The sequence below is a fragment of the Thermoactinomyces sp. CICC 10521 genome (assembly GCF_016055135.1).
GTDB classification, from domain to species: Bacteria; Bacillota; Bacilli; order Thermoactinomycetales; family Thermoactinomycetaceae; genus Thermoactinomyces_A; species Thermoactinomyces_A daqus.
Genome location: NZ_JAECVZ010000033.1, coordinates 1 through 23,224 on the forward strand (window position 1 = coordinate 1; position 23,224 = coordinate 23,224).

The 23,224-nt window shown below is 55.7% G+C and carries 3 protein-coding genes and 2 pseudogenes; all 5 read right to left on the bottom strand.

The window, feature by feature from the left end; genetic code table 11:
• Positions 1 to 3,300, bottom strand: a 3,300-nt coding sequence (locus tag I8U17_RS15770) for a beta-ketoacyl synthase N-terminal-like domain-containing protein (protein WP_198059779.1), incomplete at its 3' end; no start/stop codon positions are given.
• A complete protein-coding gene (locus I8U17_RS19005; RefSeq protein WP_483316414.1) occupies positions 3,297 to 4,199 on the bottom strand; it encodes a polyketide synthase dehydratase domain-containing protein in 903 nt (300 codons plus the stop codon). The genes I8U17_RS19005 and I8U17_RS15770, both read right to left, overlap by 4 nt.
• Before the next feature lie 105 nt (positions 4,200 to 4,304).
• Positions 4,305 to 6,908: pseudogene (locus I8U17_RS19010) on the bottom strand (type I polyketide synthase); the annotation flags it as partial.
• 72 nt (positions 6,909 to 6,980) lie between these two features.
• A pseudogene (locus I8U17_RS19015) lies at positions 6,981 to 7,802 on the bottom strand (polyketide synthase dehydratase domain-containing protein); the annotation flags it as partial.
• The gene (locus I8U17_RS15780; RefSeq protein ID WP_198059781.1) at positions 7,784 to 23,221 is read right to left on the bottom strand and encodes an SDR family NAD(P)-dependent oxidoreductase; all 15,438 of its coding nucleotides are present in this window, start codon (positions 23,219 to 23,221) and stop codon (positions 7,784 to 7,786) included. The pseudogene I8U17_RS19015 and the gene I8U17_RS15780, both read right to left, overlap by 19 nt.
• Positions 23,222 to 23,224: the final 3 nt, after the last annotated feature.

Consider the following 23,224-nt stretch of genomic DNA (forward strand, 5'->3'; position numbering starts at 1 on the left):
ACGGCTGTATTGCCCGTCCGCAAACAGCCCTTCATAATCCAGTTCATATCCCTGAACGTAAAGCTCGGCCACAGTGGCCAAATTCTCCAGATAGTCAGCGGCTTCAGCAGAATGGCGGCATTTTTCAATGCATTGATTTCCGAATTGTTTAAAAGATAATTGCGAACGCTGGTCCTTTACTTCGCCGACATAAACATGGGCCGCCTGTCCCTGCTTCAACCAGGAGAGGAGCGATTCCCGGGCATCATCCAAATCCCGGGCCACACAGGCCAGACGGTGTTTAAAGTGCTGCCGGCCGAACAGCAGCGTATAACTTGCGTTTCCGCACCCGGCGCGCTCTTCATCCTCACAATAGGCGATGAACTGCTCGACTTGCTTCCGTAAACGTTCCTGGGTGCGGGCCGACAACACGATCAAATATCCCGGCTTGTCCGGATGCCTTCTTTCCACTTGCGGAGCTTCTTCCACCACCAAATGGGCATTGGTTCCCGTCGCCCCAAAGGAACTGATGGCGGCCCGCCGTTTGACCCCGGGCTCAACTTCCCAGTCCCTCAGCTTGGTATTGACAAAAAACGGACTGTCCTTGAATTGAATATTGGCATTGCCTTTCCTGAAATGGAGAGAAGGCGGGATTTTTTTGTGTTTCAAGGAAAGCAGGATTTTAATGAAACCGGAAATTCCTGCAGCCAGCTGTGTATGGCCGATATTGGTCTTGATGGAACCGATCGCGCAATATTCCTTTTTGTCCGTGTAAGAGCGAAATGCCCGGCTGATCGCCTGGAACTCGATCGGGTCGCCCAGTTTGGTTCCGGTTCCGTGCGCCTCCACCATCTGAATCTCCGCCGGGTTGATGGCAAACTCATCATATACCGCTTGTTCCAGACGTTGCTGGGAGCGCAGGCTGGGTGCGGTGATCCCGTTGGTCGTGCCGTCCTGATTGATCCCCGAACCGCGAATCACTCCATAAATATGGTCCCCGTCCCTGATGGCATCGCCCAGGCGTTTGAGCACCACGGCTCCCACGGCTTCTCCCGGAACCATGCCATCCGCCCGGTCGTCAAACGTAAAGCAGCGCCCTGACGGGGACAGCATTCCCGCCCGGTCGGCCAATAAATGGTACTGAGGTGTATTATTGATGTAGACTCCACCGGCCAGCGCCATTTCCGTTTCCCCGGTCCATAAACCCTGACAGGCCATATGGATGGCCACCAGCGAACTGGAACAGGCCGTATCCACCGCCAGCGCAGGGCCGTGCAGATCCAGCAAATAGGCGATTCGCGCCGGAATGGCCGAGTTCAACGCTCCCCATAATGCCTGGGGAGGAGGCGCATCGGCAAACAGCGACGTATAGTCCCCGCCGCCACACCCGACATAGACTCCGCATTTGCGTCCTTTGACACTGGCCCCGGCATAGCCGGCATTCTCCAACGCCTTCCACGCTTCTTCGAGAAAGAGGCGCTGCTGCGGATCCATATAGGTGGCTTCCAGCCCGGAAATATTGAAAAAAAGCGGATCAAACAGATCAATATCCTCCAGATATGCACCGCTGTCACAAAAAGAAGCACCTTCTGGGTGATATTTTGACAAATCCCAGCGAGTCACTTTGCCAACCAGATCTTCCCCTTTTGCCAGGTGCTCCCACAATTCGTCCACGGTTTCCGATTTGGGAAAACGGCCGCTCATCCCGATCACGGCGATCGGCTCTTTGTTGATCGTTCGGCCGGCCCGGGCAACCGTCGGCAGCATTGTCGGCTCACGCAGACTTCCCTTTCCGGACGGGCGACTGCCATAAGCGGGCGGAACTGCTTTTCGTTCCGTCCTGAACCGGGAAGAGGAAGCAGACGGCTGTTTCCGCTCAGTTTCATCCGGCTGGCGGTTGGCGCCCATCGTCGCCGCAATCTCCTGTTTGTAGTTTTCAATAATATAGTCAGTCAGCAGTTTTACCGAGCTGTAATCAAACAAATCCGTCGTCTGCAAGTCAATCCCCAGAGCTTCATTGAGGATTTGGATCAAACGCACACCGATGATCGAATCGACTCCGTAATCGGCAAAAGAGCGGTTTTTGTCAATCCTGTTCCTCTCCATCTTGAGCGCTTCGGAAACTTTCTCCATGATCACGTCGGCGATTTGTTCCTCGAGCAAACCGGCGGGGGCTGCCTGAAGGGGTTGCTTGGCAACGGCCGGTTCGGCCTGCTTCGCCGGGGAACGAACCTCCCGTCGCGCTTCCTGCTTGAGTCGGATAACGCCGTCGCTTTCAGCTACGATAATCTGCTGCCCGAGATCATGGGCTTCCTGTGCCGGGAAGAAGACAGAGCGGAATCCTTCTTCCTCCAGTACCTTCTTCCAGGTTTCCGGCTCCAGACCGGGACACCCCGGGATCCGCAACTCCTCATCATCGTAAAGCCACCAGCCGTCCGTCAGCCCAAAAGTCAAATGAGTAAACAGCGATAACCGGCTGATTTCGTTTACCAGAAGCAGACCGTTTTTTCTCAACAGCGATTTGGCGTTGCGCAAGGTTTGCCTGATATCGCGGGTCGCGTGCAAAACATTGGCCGCAACGACGACATCAAAGCTTCCCGGGGCAAAGCCTTGTCCGGTGACGGGCATTTCGATGTTCAAAACCTTATAAGTCAAATAGGGATAAGCGCTGAATTCTTTTTCGGCAAACAGCAAAAAAGCCTTGGATATGTCCGTATAGCAATACTCCTGAATCGAGTTTTGAAAGGGAGTCAGCTTGCGAAAGATGCCGGCACTGGTTCCCCCGGTTCCGGCCCCTATTTCCAAAATCCTGATTTTCGCTCCCGCGTCCTGTTTCAGCAGCAGTTGACAATAACCGGCCAGCGCATTGGCCACAACCTCATTGAAGTAATCCACAACGACGTTATCCTTGTAGATCCCTTCCACCAGTGCAAAGGAGGATTGGGGGAACATGACATCGGTGGCCGGCACTTTTCCGGTCAATATTTCCGGCAACGAGCGCATCATCGTTTCCACCAGAACCACCTGGGCCCGGGTATTCGGTTCTGCCAGCCACGGTTTCTTTTTTTCCTCCCACTCCTTCCATGCCTCATCCATCGGCTTCGGGTTAATCTCATCAACATAGCAGGTTTTCCCGTCAAATCGGAGATACTGCATTTCCGCCAAAAACTTGATGCTTCCTTCCAGCCAGCGCCGGTAGCTGTCGCGCAGTCCGTATCGGGCCGGGAGGTCGGCGGGATCGGAACGAGGGGCGGTAAACAATCCCATCGACTGTAATTGCCTCCAGAGCAGCTCGCAGAATAACCGATCCAGCTCCTTCATGGACGAACCTCCTTCGCTGTTTGGTCTGCGGAGAGGCTGCTTATGCCCGGCGGGCGCTTTTGTTCTTCCATCACCTTCACCAGATGCGCCGCAATGCCCTGAATCGTTTGCAGTTCAACAACCGTTTCCACATCCAGCTCCACACGCATGTTCTGATTGAAGGTATCGACCATTTCCTGGAGGGAAACCGGATCAAAACCGTATTCGTGCAGCGGCAAATGCACATCGACCTCCCCGGCACTGACTCCGAGCGTCCGGGAAACAGACTGAATCAAAGCGTCCTGCACACTGCCCGCCGGTTTTCCTGTGATTTCCTCTCCCCCGTCTTGCCCCCTCACGAACCCTGCCTGCGGTTTGGCAATCGCCGGAATGAAATCTTTTAACCGGTCAATTTCCGACTCGTATGCAGAAGTCAGCATCACGATCTCCTCTCCCGTTGGTGTCGCAAGCTCGTCTGTCCCGGCAAGAAGCTCCTCTTCCGAAGCATTCCATGAAATCCCTTGCATCCGCACACACAGGCGGCCATCATCGTCGCACAGGGCAATGTTCAGTTTCCCTTCCGCCCCGCCGCTTTGGTTGATCAGCGCCCACATTGAAGGAACGCAGCGGCCGAAATATTCCACCGTCTCACAATGGAAAGCGGCCGAAGCAGCCGATGCATCCGCCATGAAAACGGCAGCTGCCTGCAATGCCGGCTCAAGCAGGGCGGGATGAAGACCAAGCTGCTCCTGCGTTGATACGAGCGTTGAAGGCAAAGTGAGCTTCACCAGCAGCTGCCCCTCATCCTCGTACACCTTTTCCATTCCCCGGTAACCCGGACCGCACTCAATCCCGGCCATTCGCATCGATTGATAAACGGAAGCGGGATCGATGCTGCGCTGAGTATCGCCGGAGAGCATGTCCGGCCTCTCCAGCACAGGTGCTTCCAACGCGGAGCGGAACACAGCCTTACCATGTGCGTACAATACAGGCCGATCCCCTTCCGTTTCCCGGCAGATCTCGTACCCGATCTCATCTTGCTCATCGACAAACAGGCGGATGCTCACCTGCAGCGGATTTTGATCAACCACGAGCGGGTGAAGACAGGTGACATCTTTCAGCACGATCTGCGTTGAACCGTCTTCGGGACCATCCGACGCCCGGACGATCGCGGCCTGCGCCATTTCCAGACAAGCTGTTGCGGGCAGGGCCGGACAACCGTTGACTGCATAATCGCCGAACAGAACCTCCTGTCCGGTAAAACGGGAAGTAAAGCGCAGCCCGCTGAAACCGGAAGTGTTATGGTGCAGCAGCGGGTGAAGCTGCTCCTTCCCCGTTTGTACCGCCGCCTCCTTTTCTCCTTGTGCCGTCATGGCGGACGGAATCCAGAACCGTTCCTTGACGAACGGATAGGTCGGCAGGCTGATGCGGTTGGGCCGGCGCTGAACATAGAACAAGTTCCAGTCCACATCGATTCCGTTCACCCAAAGCTGCGCGATTTGATCCAGTTTTCCCTTGACGGCCCATTTTCGGATCAATTCCCGGGTATCTTCATCTGCGGCCAGAAAAGGGAGCAGAGTGCCCTTTTGCTGAATATGCCCTCGATAACACTGCTCTGCTCCGGCTTCATTTTGCAAAAAACTTTCCAACTTGCGCTTTAAGTCGCTCACGCCCTTTGCGATGAAGACAACCCTTTCCTCCATCGCCTCGCGCCCGGTCTGAAGGGTGTAGGCCAAATCCTCCATGTTCGGGGATGCATCATCGTCCAGCCCGTTTAAATAGTCGAGCAATTTCCGGGCATATGCCTGCAACCGCTCCGCACTTTTGGCGGACAACGGGACCAGGACCCGCTTCGCGTCAGATCGCTGTCCGGAAGCAGATGGCCGGGCAAATTCGGGACATTCCTCCATGATGATATGCACATTGGTACCGGTCGCTCCAAACGAACTGAGGCCGGCCCGGCGCGGACAGGTCACCCTTTCCCCGCCTTGCAGAATCGTGGGCCGCTCCCATCTCTCCGTTTTTTGCTGCACATAGAAGGGCGACCGTTCAAAATCGATGTACGGATTTAATTCCTCCGCATGCAAAGAAGGAACCAGCGTCTGATGATACAGCTGCAGCGCATTCTTGATCAATCCGCTGATGCCGGCAGCCGATTCGGCGTGGCCGATATTGGATTTCACCGAACCGAGGGCACAATACTGCGTGTCCGAAGTGTATTGACGATAAGCCCGGATCAGCCCCTGAATCTCAATCGGATCACCCAACGAGGTTCCCGTCCCGTGGGCTTCCACGTAACTGATCGTGCGGGGATCAATGCCGGTCTCGGCAAGGCAGGAGGCAATCAGGTCAGCCTGTGCTGTCGGATTCGGCACGGTAATTCCGCTGGCTGTCCCTCCATGGTTAATCGCGCTGCCTTTAATCACGGCATAGATATGATCCTTGTCTTCAATGGCCCGGGACAGGGGCTTCAACAACACCGCCCCCACCCCGTCGCTGGAAACATACCCGTCTCCGCCCTTGCCGAAGGAACGGCAGTAACCGTCTGAGGAGTGCATGTTGGCCATGCCGTAAGTGAGGTATTTATTCGGATGCAGGGATAAATTCACCCCTCCCGCCAATGCCACTTCACTTTCTCCTTTGCGGATGCTGTCGATGGCCAGATGGACGGCAACGAGGGACGAAGAACAGACGGTATCCACCGCCAGGCTCGGTCCGTGAAAATTACAAAAATAAGAAACGCGGTTGGCGATCGGCGCATAGTTCAGAGACAAGGGAATGACCAGCCCGCGGGAGATCGCTTCAGCGGCGACCAGTGCATAATCCTTATGCATCACCCCGACGAAAACGCCGACATTGCGCGTTTTGTTCGGACCCCGAGGCGATGCCAGCGTTCCGGGGACATAACCCGCATCTTCCATGCATTCCCAGCAAACTTCCAAAAACAGCCGTTCCTGAGGGTCGATAATTTCCGCTTCCCGCGGGGCGATTCGGAAAAAATACGGATCGAAGCAATCCGCATCTTCAATGAAGCCGCCCCAGCGGGAAATCTGTTTTCCGGAAGGCGATCGCAAATCGCTAAATTGCTTCCAGTCCCAACGGGATGAAGGAACTTCCGTGATGCAATCTTTTCCGGCAAGCAGATTCGCCCAGAATTCACGCAGGTTGGAAGCACCCGGGAACCGGCCGGCCATGCCGATGATGGCAATGTCCCCATCCTGTTGAATCGTGGCTGCCGCCGGAGAAACCTCTCTCTCTCTCACGAACGCCCGCTCCTGAACGCGATCATCCGCATCTTTCTCCCGGGACACATCCTTCTCCGAAGACATTTCATCCGAAGCGGCAAACGGAACCTCTGAACTCTCTGCCAAATGGAGCGCCAATTCACCGATTGTCGAATACTCGAACAGAAGAGTCGGGCTGAGTTGCACACCCAGCTCTTTTTCGATATCCTGCATGACGCCCAGCAATTGCGAAGATTGCAGCCCAAGTTCGAAGAATCCCAAATCAGGCCTGACCTGTGACGGTTCCCTGTCCAAATGGCGGGCAAAAATTTTGCGCAGCATCAGTTCGAGAGCACCTGTTTCCCCTGTGCTCCCGTCCGGTTCCCGCCGTTGTCCGGTCACCATTTCCGCTGCCGGCTTCACCAGAGGCGAAAAACTTTCCCGCGCCAGAGCGGGATTGATCTGCCCTTTCGCACGGATCTTTTTACTGGTGATTCCCCGAAGGTGCCCGATTTGCCGGCCTTCGCCATTATAAATGGCAAGATCCAACGTGCGAATCTCATTCACCATTTTCACCGAAGAAGCGAGGGCCCGGACATAACATTGGGTGTGCAAAGGCTCCGTACAGAAAAATTCGTCATAATAGAGCGGCAAATACAGGTCTTCCTGATTTCCCCGCTGTTCCCAGAGCACTCCCGCAGCCATCGCCGCCCCGTCGATCAGCGCCGGGTGAAACAAATAGGCATCGGCCCCGTCCCGGCAGGATTCATCCACCTCAATCCCGATCAGAACGCCGGAATCGTGCTGATAGATCTCCCCCTGCGCCTTGATCATTCCGGTGTGGACAAGCCCCTGCTGCCTGGCCTTCTCGTAGACCTTGTCCAAATCGAAATGGCGGACCGCTTCCCACTTGAGTCCGCCAATGTCGATTTTTTCCGAAAAAGCAACCGTTTCCTGATGAAGTTCGGCCGTAATGTACCGATGAGCGGGCAGCCGGTTACCCCGCTCATCAGTCTCCTCCCCTTCCACTTTGATTTTCCAGTGATCTGAAACATTTTCAAAGGTGACGGCCAGGTTCACCGGTCGATCCTTGCTGACAATCAAAGGATTGGAGATGGATAATCGCTTTAAGGCATAATCACGGAAATCCAACTCCAGTATTTGCCCCAATTGATACAGGAGATCAATATAGGCGAGTCCGGGAAGCAAAGGTTGGCTGTAAACGGAATGATTCGAGATTACCGGATGTTCCGTCGTCAGCGTCAGGCGAAATACTTCTTTCATCGGATCTCCCCCCATACGTTCCGTACAGGACGCCGGTGGCGGCTGACCGTCTCCGCTTCCGCCGGTTTCTCCCTGCCGGATGAAACGCCGACGCGCACTTTTTGCAGAGCCGGTGCTGCCTTCGGAAAACGCTTTTGCCGGAAATCCCTCTCAGGAACGAACTCCTCCACAATTACATGATAGTTGGTTCCACCGTCGGGGAAGGAGTTGAGAGCCGCTGTCCGCTTCTGTCCGGAAGGCGGTCTCCAGTCTTCCGTCTCCCGGTTAAAGCGTATGCGCGACCGTGAAAAATCGTAGTACTCAAAGGGGTCGTTGGCTGACAAGAACGGGGGGATTTTCCCGTAACGGACACTCAACAGGCAGCGGATCAGCCCGGCCATGCCCGAGGCCAGCAGCAAGTGCCCGATATTGGGCTTCACCGCTCCCAAACAGCATGGACCCCATTCCCGGTTTCCGAGAGCATAGACATCGGACAAGGCTTTTATTTCGATCGTATCCATGATTGGCGTTCCGCCTCCGTTCACTTCAATGTAGCCGATCTCGTCCGGACGCTTTCCGCTCATGGCCAAAGCCGCCTCCATCACCTGCTTTTGGGCTTGCAGACTGGGCGATCCCGGGCCGAGAGTCCGGCCGTCATTATTCACGGCAATGCCTTTGATAATGCCATAGATGTAATTCCCGTCTCTGACCGCATCGCTGAGCCGTTTTACGAAAACGACCCCGATCCCTTCTCCCAGCACTTCCCCGTCCGACTGTTTGTCAAAAATCTCAAAACGCCCGTTCCCGCTTAAAATATTCCGCGCCGCAAACACATCGTGGGCAAGGGGGCCCGTCAACAGGCTGACAGCTCCGACCAGAGCCATGTCAATCCGTTTTCCGCGCAGGGCATCGGCCGCGAGCAGCAAGCCCGTAATTCCCGAGGAACAAGCCGTATCCACGACCAGACTGGGCCCTCTGAAATCGAAAAACTTGGACAGATTGGCCGCCAGGTAGTTCTGGCCGATCCCCAAAATCGGATTGGCCGATGCCAAAACTGCATCAGCCGGCGCCAGAGGCTGTGATCGTCCCCCGATATAGACCCCGACTGACTGCCCCCGCAATTCGTTCGGCTCATAACCGGCATCGAAGATCGCGTTCAGGCTTTCCTCCAACAAGAGGCGCGCCTGCGGATCCATCACTGCCGCATCCGACTCACTGATATGGAAAAAGGCGGGATCAAACCGATCGATTCCCTCTATCCATCCGCCGTAATCAACCCGTCCGTTCTTGGGAATCCAGCGTTCTTCCGGAACGGGCCGAATCGCACATTTCCCCTGCGTCAGCAATTCCCAATAAGCTTCTTTGGAAGGTGCGTCCGGAAACCGGCAGGCGATTCCCACGATGGCGATCTCCTCTTCCGGCTCGGGCGCGGACCCGCTTGCCGGAGGCTGAACCGACTCCGGTTGGAGCGAAACAGAAGGTATTTCTTCTCCCGACTCCACCGATTCATCCCGGATCGCTTGCGCTGCCGGCTGCCAGGCGTCTCCATGATGTTCGGCGAAATAGTCCGCCAAGTCCGCGATGGTACCGTACTCCAGCAACAAGGACGGCGGGAGCGGTTTTCCCGTCTTTTCCTGCATGGTCTGGACGATCTGGGCGATCAGGATGGAATCGACCCCGTAATCGGCAAAAGGCTTGTGTTCGTCCAACCGGGTGTGGGCCAGTTTTAATTCCGACCGGAACACGTGTTGCAACCACCGGACAATCTCTGCGCGCAGCTGTGACGGTGACGCCGGCGCTTTTTCCCCTGCATCCACACGGCCCTGCGCCGCTTGCACTGATCGCGGAACCGCAGGCAAACGCTCTTGCCGGAGCAGCTTGTCCCCGGAAAAACGCTGCGGATCGACGACGCAAGGGAGGCATACCGTCTCCGGCAGAGATTGGACATCATCCAGCAACTGCAAACCATCCGCGGTGCTGTGCGACAGCAACCCGGTCTCGCGGTAAACCGGTGTGTCCATTCCTCCGGCTGCCATGCCTGTCTCCTTCCACGCCGGCCATTGAACCGACTTGAACCAGGACTGTCCTGCCCCCGCCTGATAAGCCGCATAATAATCCATATAGGCATTGGCCATGGCATAATCGCTCTGCCCCGCCGCCAGTATGGGCGAGGCTGCGGCAACCGACGAGAACAGGAGGAAAAAGGACAACGGTTCGGATTCCAGCGCTTTGTGCAGGTTGACCAGCCCCTGGATCTTGGGCTCACAGACCGCTTCGATTTCCGCGATCGTTTTTTTGAAGAAGGCCGGATTGCGTCCCCTGATCCCGGCACAGTGAAACACACCGGTGATCGGCCCCAGCTTACGGCGAACCTCCGCGACCATCGCCTGCAAGCCCGGCAAATCCGTCAGGGACGTATTGGCATAATGAAGCTTGACCCCCTGGTCGGCCAGCGCTTTCAGCCGGCGAATCTTCTCCGCTTGTTCACTGTTATCGCCCGTCTCGGGCAGATGCTCCCATTCTCCCTGCTCCGGCAAGGCCTCCCGGCCCATAATGACCAGATGCTTCACTCCGCGGCGGACAACCTGCTCGGCGACGGCGGCGCCAATCCCCCGGGAGCCCCCGGTGATCAATATCACATCCCGCTCATGAAAGGACGGGGCAAACGGCTGCGGCTCCACTTCTTTGAAAGCCGGGGTGAATCTGCGGCCGCCGCGGTAACAGCATTCGATCAGGTTTCCTTCCTGACTGCGGAAAAACTCGTTCCTGATCTGCTCCGCCAACTCTTCGTATTCATGCGCCGCGCAATCGCTGTCCAGGGCGATCACCTGAATCTGCGGGTATTCCGCGCCCAACATCCGATACAATCCGGACAGACGCGCTCCCTGAAGGGTGGGTTTCTCCACCTGCCACGATTGCAGTCGGCAGGTTACCTGCATCAGTTTCCAGCCTGCGTGACGATGGTGTTCGATCAATTTTTGCAAAAAGGTGATTTTCCCGGCTTCTATCGCCTCGGATTGTTCGTATTGTTCATCGTAAGCTGTCACGTCAATCACGCCAAGGAATTGGGGCTGATCGACTTTTTTCTTTATTTGATGATAAAGTTGTTCACCGGCATGACTGTCGTAATAATCCGTCACCACCGCAGCGGAAGAAGCGACGGAATCATGAACGACGGGCACGACTTGCAAAGCTGCTTCCCGCAACCACGGCTCAGCGATCTTCATGGTCGCGGGCGTGGCCAGCATAATCACTGTCCCGGCATCAGTCTCCTCCTTTTGATCCGGGGAGTTCTCCCGCCAGTCCTTGACCAGAATCTTTTTGACTTTCTCCTTCTCCCGGGCGGGCGGACGAAGACTTTCAACCGTGGAAGGATTGTTCGCTCCGGTAACCCAATACCGCTCCCGGGCAAACGGATAAGTGGGCAGGCTGATGCGTTTCGGCTTTTGCCCTTTGTACAGCCTGTTCCAATCAACGTTCAGTCCCTGCACCCACATGCTCAGCAATTTTCCGTATTTCCCCTTTTCCAGCCAACGATCCACGGTTGCCTCAAAATCCTCATCCGCCTGCAAAGCCGCCAACTGCCCTTTCTTGATGACCCGCCCCGTATACAGGCCGTCGATCTCCCGTGTTCCCTCCAGCCAGGCTTTCAGCTTCTCTTCAAGTTCTCGGAGGGAAGATGCCAAAAGGGCCAGGCGTTCTTCCATGGCATCACGCCCCACCTGCAAGGTGTAAGCCATGTCGCGCAAAGAAGCATCGTTATATTTTCCTTGGCGGATCGCTGTCCATAAATTTTGCACCTGTTCTTTTAACCGCGTTTGATCTTTCGCCGACAAAAGGATCATCACCGGGACTTGGGATTCCTCTCCGGACGTTGGTTCATCGGCATGCGGGATATATTCCTCGATCACAACGTGGGCATTGGAACCGCCAAAACCGAAAGAGCTGACACCCGCACGGCGGGGAATGTCATTGCCGCTGGCGTCTTTGAGTGCGGTCCACTCCCTGTTTTCCCGCACGATGTAAAACGGGCTGTTTTGCAACCGGATATAGGGATTTATCACATCGGTGTGAAGGCTCTTGACCAGCATTTTGTGTTTCAGCTGCAACAGCAGTTTGATCACTCCGGCGATCCCCGCTGCCAGTTCCAGATGTCCGATATTTGACTTGACCGAACCGAGGCCGCAATGGGGCCGGTTTGGCTGTTCCACGCCCCAGTCGGCATACAATTCGGCAAAGGCAGCCTTCAAACCGTTGATCTCGATGGGGTCGCCAAGTTCCGTTCCCGTTCCGTGCGCTTCAATGTATGTCACCGTTCGGGGATCGATCCCGGCCTTCCGGTAGGCGGTGACCAGCAGTTCCGCCTGTGCCTTGGGATTGGGGGCGGTCAATGAGTTGGCCCGTCCCCCGTGGTTCACAGCCGTAGCGCGAATGACGCCGTAGATGTGATCTCCCGCTTTCTCGGCATCCTTCAGCCTTTTGAGAAAAATCATGCCGACGCCCTCTCCGCGCACATATCCGTCGGCCTTGTCGGAGAACGTTTTGCAGCGTCCGTCGGCAGACAGCATGTTCGCCTTGCTGAAGCTGATATAAAGATCCGGAGTCAGAATGGTGTTTACGCCGCCGGCAATCGCCGCATCACAGTCACCGTTTTTAATGGCGTTAACGGCACGGTCAATCGCCACCAGAGAGCTGGAACAGGCAGTATCGACGGGTTCACTCGGGCCGTGAACGTTGAGGAAATAACTCATCCGGTTCGGTCCCATCGCCGTGGCCATTCCCGTTGCCGAATAGCCTTCCAACGCAGCACCGGCCTGTTTGATCACCCCGGCGTAACCGCTGTGCCCCATTCCGACGAAGATTCCGGTCTTCGTTCCGGAAAGGCTCTGTGCCGAATAACCAGCATCTTCAATCGCCTTCCAGCAGCAGGTCATGAGCAGGCGTTGCTGAGGGTCCATCAACTCGGCCTGGCGCGGGGAGATCCCGAAGAAAAGCGGGTCAAATTCATCGACCCCCTCTATAAAACCTCCCCATTTGATATTGGTTTTATCGGCTTCCTTGGCCGGGTCTCCGTAATATTCACGCCAATCCCAGCGTTCTTTGGGAATTTCCGTGATGCAGTCCCTGCCGTTCACCAGGTTGTTCCAGAACTCATCCAAATCCCGCGCTCCCGGAAAGACTCCGCTCATTCCGACGATGGCGATTCCCTCGTCATACAGTTCCCGCCGGGATGCATCCTTCGATTCGCTCTTTTGCTGCCTCCGGACTTTCTCCTTTTGCAGGGGCAAGCTCGGTTTCTTCTCCGTGATTTCTTCCGAACCGACCGGTTTGCCCGTTTCCGTTGCTTCATTCTTGACGGCCGAAGCAAACCGGGGCGCGAGAATATCACCATATTCCTCGCATAAATACCCGGCCAACTCATTCAACGTTGTATGTTCAAAAAACAGGGTGGGCATCAATTCCAGTTTATAGCGCCGGTTCAGCTCATTTGCCAGCTCGGAGAACGTGATGGAGTCAAATCCGTACTCATCCAGCCCGGTATCCGCGTCAAGCTCCTCCATCCTGACATGTATCAATCGGGAGACAACCTGAAGCAGGGCGAATTGGACGCGTTCCCGCAGATCGCCCGGCCGCTCTTCCCCGGGCCGTTCAGCGGACTTGGGAAGCTCCTTCTGTCTGGCTGCATCCGGCCCTGCTTCCGGCGATAACATCCTTTGTCTGATCCGCATTGTATCACCTGCCATCACCAGCACCCGCCCGCTGCCGGAAGACCAACACTGATAAAATGCCCGGATTCCGCTTTCATTCGTCATCGGCATCATTCCCGCCTGCTGCATCATCAGCTTCGTTGCCGCTCCGATTCTCATTCCCCCGCCCTGCCAATAAGGCCAGTTGATGGACAGCGTCCGGCCGTGGCGTTCCTTCCGGGTAACGAGGCTGGCCCGCCACTTTGCATAGCTGTCCATAAAGCCATTGGCGGCGGCGTAATCGGCCTGCCCGGCACTTCCCCACACCGCCGAGCCGGACGAGAAGCAGATGAAGAAATCAAGGAGGATGTCTTTCGTCGCCAGATCCAGGTTCACCAGCCCCAGCGTTTTCGGAGCCATTACCTCATTCAGCTCTTCCTCCGTTTTGTGGCGAATCCGGCTGTCCCGAAGCACACCGGCGCTGTGAATAATCCCGTGGAGCGTTCCATGCTCGTTCCGGATCGCGTTGACCAAGCGGTTAACGGCTTCCCGATCCGTCACATCCGCACGCTGATAGGCGACGCGAATGCCCGGCGATCTGATCTCATCAAGCTTTGCCTCCATCTCTCCGGTCAACGGGGAACGGCCGGCGAGGATGATAACGGCATTATTCAGCTGGCGCGCGATTTCCCCGGCAAAAAGGAGTCCCAGGCCGCCTCCCCCTCCGGTGATGAGATAGACGCCTCCCTCTCTCCACGGCATCTGCGCGTTCTCCCCGTCCGCTTCAATCGGGCTCCATCCGGCAACCAGGCGTTTGCCCGCTTCGTGGCGGAGATGAAGATCATCAGGCCGGCGGCTATTCTCTTCCAAAATTCCGGCGATGCCTTGCAGTGAATCGACTTCGATCAACTGCCCGCAGAAATGCGGATTCTCCAACCGGGCGCTTTTCAGCATGCCGGCCAATCCCGAGAGCGTCTGCGCGGACTCTTCCGCCGGAACAACCAGTTGCAACATGACTTTCTGCCTTGCCCGTTCATGAAAGAGAGATTGCAAGATTTGCAAAAGCTGCCCGGCATAATCGCGGAATTGATGTTCGATCCGCGTTTCTCCTGACTGCAGAATCCTGAAGTCCGCCCCTTTCATTTGTTCCGAAATCATCTCCGTATCCGCGAAGCCGCAAAACAGTACCAGGCGATTCGCCGAAACAGACGCTCCCGCCTCTCCCTCAACCGGCTGTTCCTGCCACACAGGCCGCAAAAGAAGCGACTCCGCAGAAGCGGACTCTTTCGTTCCCCACGGTTCTCCTTCCAATACCCTCAGGGATAACCCCCTCATCCGGGCGCAGACCGTCCCCTGCTCATCACAGAGGTCGATATCCAGCTTCAGAAGCCGATCCGCTTTGCTTCCCTCGCTATGTCGGATATATGACCACATCTCGCTTGTGCATTTCCGATAAACCACGAGTTCCTCAAGGGCAAAGGGGATGACCGGCTGAATCTCCCCTTTCTTCGCCATCAATCCCAGGGCTGCCTGAACGGCCGAATCCATCAGGCCGGGATGCAAGACGAAGGACTCCAGCGTCTCACGTGCTTCGTCCGGCAGCGCCAGCTTCGCCAACACCCGATCCTGTCCGCGGTATATTTCGCTGATTCCCTGGTGGCCGGGGCCGTACTCCAGACCGATCGCCCGAAACGCTTCATAGCAATCCCCGCCGCTCAAAACGCTTTCCTCACATTCGCGTTTAAGCGCCGGCAAATCCAGGGTCGGCACCACCTCAATCATCTTCAGAACGGCACTGCCCCGGTGATATGCTTCTTTCCCGGAGTCTCCGTGAATCTCGTACGTGATGGTTTCGTCTTCTTCCGGGAAAAGCGTGATTTGCACTTTTTCCGGCTCTTCCTCAACCACGACCGGCCGCGACCACACGATATTTTTCAGGTGAATGCCCATCTCGTCGCCGCATTCTCCCCGGGCTGCCCACTTCACCGCTTCCCGTGCCATCTCCAGATAAGCCACACCCGGCAACATCCGCTTCCCTTTCACCTGATGATCCTCAAGGAAAAACTCCCGCCCCGTAAAGGTGGAAGTAAATTGAATCCCCTGGAGTCCGGATGTATTCTCATGCAGGAGCGGGTGAAGGGAAACAGAGTGCTCCGTTGCCGATGTTGTCCGTTTTGCCTCGCCCCTCTTTTCCGCGATCCCGTAATATTCTCTGGCAAACGGGTAAGAAGGCGCATGGATGCGCAAAGGTTTATTCTCCCCGTAAAGCCACTCCCAGTTCACATCGACTCCCTGTGCCCATAATTCAGCGATTTTCGCCAGTTTTCCTTTTGCTGCCCATTTGCGGATCGTCTCCTGAAGATCTTCATCGTCCCCGTCGAACAAGCCGGCTGCGTCTGCTCCTTTCCTGTATTGTCCGCGCCAGACGCCGTTCCGGGATTTTCCGGCCAAGAAATCCGCCAATGCCGCGCGCAAATCGGCGGGATCATCAACCAGGAACACCACTCGTTCCTTCATCGCTTCCCGCCCGGTTTGCAGCGTACAGGCCAGCGATGCCAGGGAAAAAGGCTGTGCAGCGCCGCCGGTATCCTGCCGGTTTAAAAAGTCAAGCAGCTTTTCGGCATACGCATGCAAACGGTCCTCTTTCCGTGCCGATAACGGAATCAGTACCGGACTGGCTGCGTCATCTGCCGGCGTCCGCTCAGGCCGGTATTCCTGCACGACCAAATGCACATTTGTCCCGCTGTGCCCGAAGGAATTGACTGCCGCCATCAAGGGGCGGCCCGCGGGCGACATCCATTTCACCGTTTCGGTATTCACATAAAAGGGCGACTCTTTCAAGGCAATCAGCGGGTTTAATTTTTGGAAATTGATCAGGGCCGGAATTTGCCGATGCTTCATCGACAGCAAAACCCGGATCAGGCCGATCACCCCGGCAGCAGCACCCGTATGCCCGATATTCGACTTGGTACTGCCGATCGCGCAAAATTCCCCCTTGGACGTAAATCGCCGGAAAGCGCGAATCAGCGCATTCACCTCAACCGGATCCCCCAGTTTGGTTCCCGTCCCATGCGCTTCGACATAAGAAATATCCTCCGGATCAATGGCGTACTTTTGATATACTTCCGTCACCAATTGCTCCTGAGCCAGCCCATTGGGAGCGGTAATTCCGTTGCTGGCACCGTCCTGGTTCATCCCCGATCCGACGATCACGCCATAAATCGGATCACCGTCCGCTTCGGCCTGATGGAGCGGTTTCAAAACCACGATTCCGACACCTTCGGACAAGACGGTTCCGTCTGCACGTTCGTCAAAGGTGAAGCACTTGCCGGTGGGAGAAATCATTTCGATTCCCGACAAGGCGATGAGGGAGGTTTCGTCCAGCTTCGCGTAAACGCCGCCAACCACCGCCATCGATGATTCTCCCCTGCGCAAGCTTTCGCAAGCCAGATGGATCGCTGCCGCCGATGAAGAGCATCCGGTATTGACCACAAGGGCCGGCCCGGTCAGATTTAAATAATAGGACAGGCGGGAAGCGACGATCGCATCCGATGAACCCGTAAAGGACTCATGATAATAGTTGGCCGGTTCCGCTCCGATAAACACGCCGACCGGCATTCCTGCCAGTTTTTTCGGATTGTAGCCGGCATCCTCCAACGCTTTCCAGCTCTCCTGTAAGATCAGCCGCTGATGCGGGCTCATCGAAGCAGCTTCACGCGGGGAAATATTGAAAAAGAGCGGATCAAAGGCATTTTTCTCCGCCAAAACGCCGCCCCACTTGCAATAAGTCTTGCCCGGCTGTTTGTCCCGGTCATAGTAGCGGCGTTGATCCAGATAGGCGGCGGGAAGTTCACGAACGGCGTCATGACCGTTGGCGAGATTATTCCAGAATGCATCCAAATCCGGCGCATCCGGGAATTGCCCCGCCATGCCAATCACCGCAATTGCCCCGGAACCGATGCTGCTTCCGTCTGCAAACTCCGAAACTTTCGCTGCTTTCAGCTGTTGCCCCCGTTTCTCCCGGTTCACTGCCAAAGAGGCGGCCGTCTTTTCCCGCCTCCGTTCTGCACCCGATTCGGCCCTGATCTGCTGTTCGAGATGATTTCTGTACATCTGCGTGATATGCTCGCTCAACCGGTCGACGGTAGTATAGTCAAACAGGATGGCGCTGTTCAGGTTGATCCCGAGTGCGGCATTTAACTGATTCACGAATGAAACGCCGAGAATGGAATCCACCCCGTATTCGGAAAAGGGCCTGCTTGCCGAAATCTGCTCCTGCGGAACTTTTAAAACACCGGACAATTGCCGGATAATCAACTTCCTGACATAAACATCCAGCCGCTCCCCGGGCCGTTTCTCCTCCACCGCCTGCCCGGCTTCCGGCAATGCCGCTGACGCTGTTTCTTCGGTCAAAACTTCCTCCGCTTCCGGTTCTGCGTCGTCCATCGGGAGCCTGACCCATCCGTCGCTCTCGGCCACGATAATCTGCTGTCCGTTTTGTGCCCCTTGCCGCGCCGGAAACCCGATTTGCCTGAATCCTTCTTCCTCCAGTACGGTTTGCCACTCTTCCCGGCCGATCAATGGTGAGCCCGGAATGCGCAAATGCTCATCTTCAAACAGCCACCATCCGTCCAAAAGACCGAAGGTGACAGTGGCAAAAAGATGCTTGCGGGTCATTTCGTTGAGAAGGAGCAGACCATTTGATTTAAGAGCTGCCTTGATCCTGCGGATTGTCTGCCTGATATCCCGGGTTGCATGAAGGACGTTGCTGGCGATGAGGATGTCATAAGCTCCCGATTCAATCCCCGCTGCAGAGACCGGTTGCTCGATGTTCCAGGTTTTAAAGGTTAAACAAGGGTAATCCGGTCCGTATTTTTCCTGGGCAAACAGCAAAAACGATTTGGAAATATCGGTATAGCAATACTCGAGTCGGTCAGCCCACTCCTTGATCCGGTCCAATACGACGGCACTGGTTCCCCCCGTTCCCGCTCCGGCTTCGAGAATCCGAATCCGGTCCAGCGGATTTTGCGAAAGTCTCTGCCGGATATAGTCCGCGACGACATCGGCCAGTACGTGGTTGAAATAATCGGCAACCGTATTGTTTTTGTAAATGCCCTCCACGCTTTCCATCGAGGCATTGGCAAAGAGCACTTCCGTGGCCGGAGTCCGCCCGGTCAAAATGTCCGGAAGCTTCCTCAGACAAGCGTCAAGGAGCAGCGTCTGCGCCCGCCAGTCCAGATTGCCGGAACAGGACGCCATGAACGGTTCCCATTCTTTCCAGACCTGTTCCCGCTTCCCGGCATCATGATCGGCAAGAACGATCATCTGCCCCGCTTCGCTGCAAAGATATCCGTATGTTTCCAAAATCCGCAGGCACTCCGCCAGCCACCGCTCATACTTGCCGGCAATTTTCCCCTTTTGCAGCAAATCGGCGGCTGTCACCGGCATTCCTTTCGGCGGCAGACCCAACGTTGACAACTGAACGAAGAGCAGCTTGGCCACCCATTCTTCCATCTGTTTGGCGAGAGCGCCGTCAATCAAAGGATCTTCTGCATGCTTCCCGCTCTCCAGCCTGCCGTAAAGAGATCCGGGCAACGGCCTGGTGACAGGAGCATTCACAACAGCCTTCTCCTTCTTCAGATTCATCAATCCCTTCAGGGAGGGCGACGGTTTGAGGCAGAGACTCTGGTTTAACAATCCCTCCCGCAACAGACCGGCGACACGGGCAAAACAGGCAAATCCTTCATCGTCTTGCAAAGCTCTTGTTTTGCCGTCCAAAAATGTCCCCTGCACCGAGTCTTGCCAGAATCCCCAGTTGATGGTCCCGACAGGAAACGGTGCCTTATTCCTCAGGCTGCGCACAAAGGCATCGGAAAACGCGATCCCTGTGGCGTATGCTGAAAACCGGGCGGCTCCGGAGAACGAGTAAGCCTGACCGGAAGAAAAATAGAGCATAAAGTCCAGCGGTTCATCCTGAAAAGCGGTATAAAAAAGGATGCCGCCAATCGTTTTGACATTGAGGATCTCCAGAAATTCGTTTTCCGTCGTCTGACGAAGCGAATTTTCAAAGGAAAAGACCACCCCTGAGAAGATGGCCCCGTTAATAACGGAATGCTGTTCCTTGATCCGTTTGACCGCCTGCCTCATCTGCCGTGGGTCAGTGACATCCGCCCGGATATAGGCAGGCACAGATCCCAATCCCGCGAATTCGGCCAGTTTTTCTTTGATCGCATCGGAATCTTCCGGTGTGCGTCCGATCCAGATGACCCTGGCGCGATATTCCGCAATGAGATAGCGGGTAATGGCTCTGCCGACGGTGCCGCTTCCTCCGGCAATGACGTAAACGCCCCCGTTTCTCAATCCCTCCGTTTTCATCCGGCTGGCGCTGTCCATTTCAAGAAACGCCTGCCGATAACGTCGCCCGCGCTGCATTTTGATCACTTCGCCGCGGTGGGAAGGCGGTTCCTCCAGGATCATGCGCAAAACCTGGTTCTGCTTTTCTGCATCTCCCATGTCTTCTGCGGACAGGTCGATATTTCGCACCCGCATGCGGTGGTCGCCCTGGGCTACGGCATAGGCGAGTCCGGTCACTCCTCCGCCGTACGGATGCGCCGGTTTCCCTCCGATGGTGTAATTATCCTGGGTCAGGAAATAACAATCGACCGGAGTGTCGTCCTGCCTTGCCTGCAACAGCTTGACGATCCGCAGCAATGGCAGCTCATTGCGCTGCTGGCTTTGCGCTAGATCATGAAAATCGATCTGTTCATCAGCATTGCGAAATTCGGCAATGAAATAGAGACAATCGATCGCTCCGGCTTCGTTCAGGCAGGCCTCCAGCGCTTGCGGGTCGTCGAAGGCGCATTGCCAATGATCGTCGGATCTCTTTTTGCTTTCGCGGTCGAGAAGGATTTGTACGATCCGGCCGGCGGAGGCGTTCCGCCGATAATGATCGACGATCGTTTGTTTAAATGCCGCCGAAGATTCCTGATAGACAATCACGACCGTGTCATGCCGGTGAGCTTCAGCCCTTTCCGGAGCGGCCTGTTCTTCCCAGACCGGCAAGTAAAGGCATTGTATCCCGGGCTCTTCCCTTTCCGGTGTTGCGTTTAAACGGGTTTTAACTTCGTCTCCCCTGATCGTTTCGGGCAACCAGCATATTTGTCCGGCAAACGGATAAGCGGGCAAGCTGATCCGGTACGGCCTGTCTCCCGGGTAGAGAAGGTTCCAGTCCAGATTGAGCCCTTTTACCCACCATTGCAGGAGCTGATCATATTTCCCCTTTTGCAACCACATTTCGATGATGGTTTCCAACTCTTCATCTGCGGCCAAAGCAGACAAAAGCTCTTTTCCGGAATTGGCCCCGCCCCGGAACACTCCGCCTGATTCCACCCGGCCATCCAGAAAACGCTTCAGTTTCTCCTTCATTTCTCTGACTGTTGCAGCTGTGAACGCCAGCCGCTCTTCCATCGCTTCCCGCCCCACTTGCAGGGTATAGGCCAGGTCGGCCAGATCGCTGTCTGCGAACGGCTGCTCTTCCATCGCATCCAATAACTGCCGCACACGCCGGCGCAACGCTTCATCATCTTTGGCCGACAGCACGATGAGCGCCGGATGAACGGGCCCAGTTGCATGGTTGTGCTCCGTCCGTTCCTCCCGGATGTATTCCTCAACCACGATATGGGCGTTGGAACCGCCGGCGCCAAAAGCGGAAATGCCGGCCCTTCTCGGGTATTCCTTTTCCTCGCCGTCCAGATTGAGCACCGGCCTTTTCCACTCCTGCAGGCTTCTTTGGACAACAAAAGGCGTCCGGCTGAAATCGATATGCGGATTTAACACGTCCGAATGCAAGGAAGGCACGAGCTGACCATATTTCATCTGCAGGAGCACTTTGGTCAACCCGGCAATCCCTGCGGCGCTTTCACAATGACCGATGTTAGACTTCACAGAGCCAATCGAGCAAAATTGCTGATCTTCCGTCAACGCTCCGAATGCTTTCGACAACCCGGTAATTTCAATCGGGTCTCCCAGTGCGGTTCCCGTTCCGTGCGCTTCCAGGCAGCTGACCGTCCGCGGGTGAATGCCTGCTTCCTGCAAGGCCCGGCTGATCACTTCCGCCTGTGCATTCGGATTGGGAACCGTATAACCGTTGGTCTTGCCGCCATGATTGATGGCCGTCCCTTTGATCACGCCATAAATGTTGTCCCGGTCGGCAATGGCCCGGGACAACGGCTTTAACAGGACGGCTCCCACTCCCTCACCGGGAACATAACCGTCGCCCCCTGCACCAAAGCTTTCACACCGTCCCTTGCTCGATGCGAATTTCCCCTGCCCGAGCAGCAAATATTTGTTGGGATGGATCGACAAATTGACCCCGCCTGCAACCGCAAGTTCGCACTCTCCCCGCATGAGGCTCTGACAGGCGAGATGCAGGGCCGTCAACGAAGACGAACACATGGTATTGATCGCCATGCTCGGCCCGGTAAAATTAAAAAAATACGAAACGCGGTTGGCAATCGACGAGATATTACTGCCGAGAGCAACCGGGTTGCCCTTTAATTGTTCCTGCGCGCCGTACAGGGAGTACTCTTCATACATCACCCCGACAAAAACGCCCACCTTGCCCCCATAGCTGCCCTCCTGATCCGAGCGGAGCGATTCCCGGGTGTATCCGGCATCCTCGATCGTTTCATAGACGCACTCCAAAAACAAACGTTCCTGCGGGTCCAAGACTTCCGCTTCCCGTGGGGAAATATTGAAAAAGAGAGGATCAAACCGGTCGACGCCGTCGATAAATCCTCCCCATTTGCTGTAGGTTTTCCCCGGTTTATGCTTGTCCGGATCAAAATATAAGCGGTGATCCCAGCGATCCGGGCTGATTTCGGTGATACAGTCTTTCCCTTCCTGAAGATTTTTCCAAAATTCCCGGATATTTTTCGCTCCGGGGTAACGCCCGGCAAGGCCAATGATGGCAATTCCGTCCCGCTGTGCCGTCTTCGCTTCATTCTTCTTTTGCCTGCCGCGCTTTTCCGCTTTTGTAAAAGGCAGAGGCGGCTGCGCATGATCCGCCTTTGCAGCCGCTTCCTCTTTAACCGCTTCCTCTTTCAATCCGAGCAGGTTAACCAACGCCTCCCGGTGGTACTTGATAAAGTAGCCGGTCAGCTCCCCGATCGTTTGGTACTCATAAAACAGCGTTTTGGACAAGGGCCCGAAGTTTTTTTCCAATTGTGCCGTCAGCTTCATCACCATGACCGAATCCATTCCGTAATCCTCCAACGGTGCATCAAGATCCAACCGGTCGGCGGGAGCCTGAAGAACGGAGGACAATTGATGTTTCAGATAATTGGCCGCCATGATGCGAAGTTTGCTCTCTTCGACGGGCACGACTGAACGTTTTTCCACGGGAGACGTCGCATCACGGTGCTCTGCAAGGATGTATACCGCCAAGCCGTGCAGATTTCGTTGCTCCAGAATCAGCCCCGGGGTGAGTTCCAGTTGATAACGTTGATTGAGCCAATCGGCCAAATCAGCCAGCAAAACCGGGTCCAGCCCGAACTCCGCCAACTCCGTGCCGGTACTGACATGTTCCGCCGGAACGTTTAAGAGATCGGCAACCTTCTCCCGTAAATCCCCTTTAAGCTGATCGGCCAAGGATGTGTTGGTCATCGCCGGAATTTGCATCAAAAACTGCCGGATCTGTTTGGCTGCCTCTTCCTGACTGATCTCCCCATTTTTGATCTGCCGGTACAGCGATTTCACCGGGTGATCCATTTC

Bases quoted from the DNA above. Each gene is read 5' to 3' on its own strand.
- I8U17_RS19005 (WP_483316414.1), bottom strand. From the start codon at position 4,199: ATGCTCTCCGGCGATACTCAGCGCAGCATCGATCCCGCTTCCGTTTAT.
- I8U17_RS15780 (WP_198059781.1), bottom strand. From the start codon at position 23,221: ATGGATCACCCGGTGAAATCGCTGTACCGGCAGATCAAAAATGGGGAG.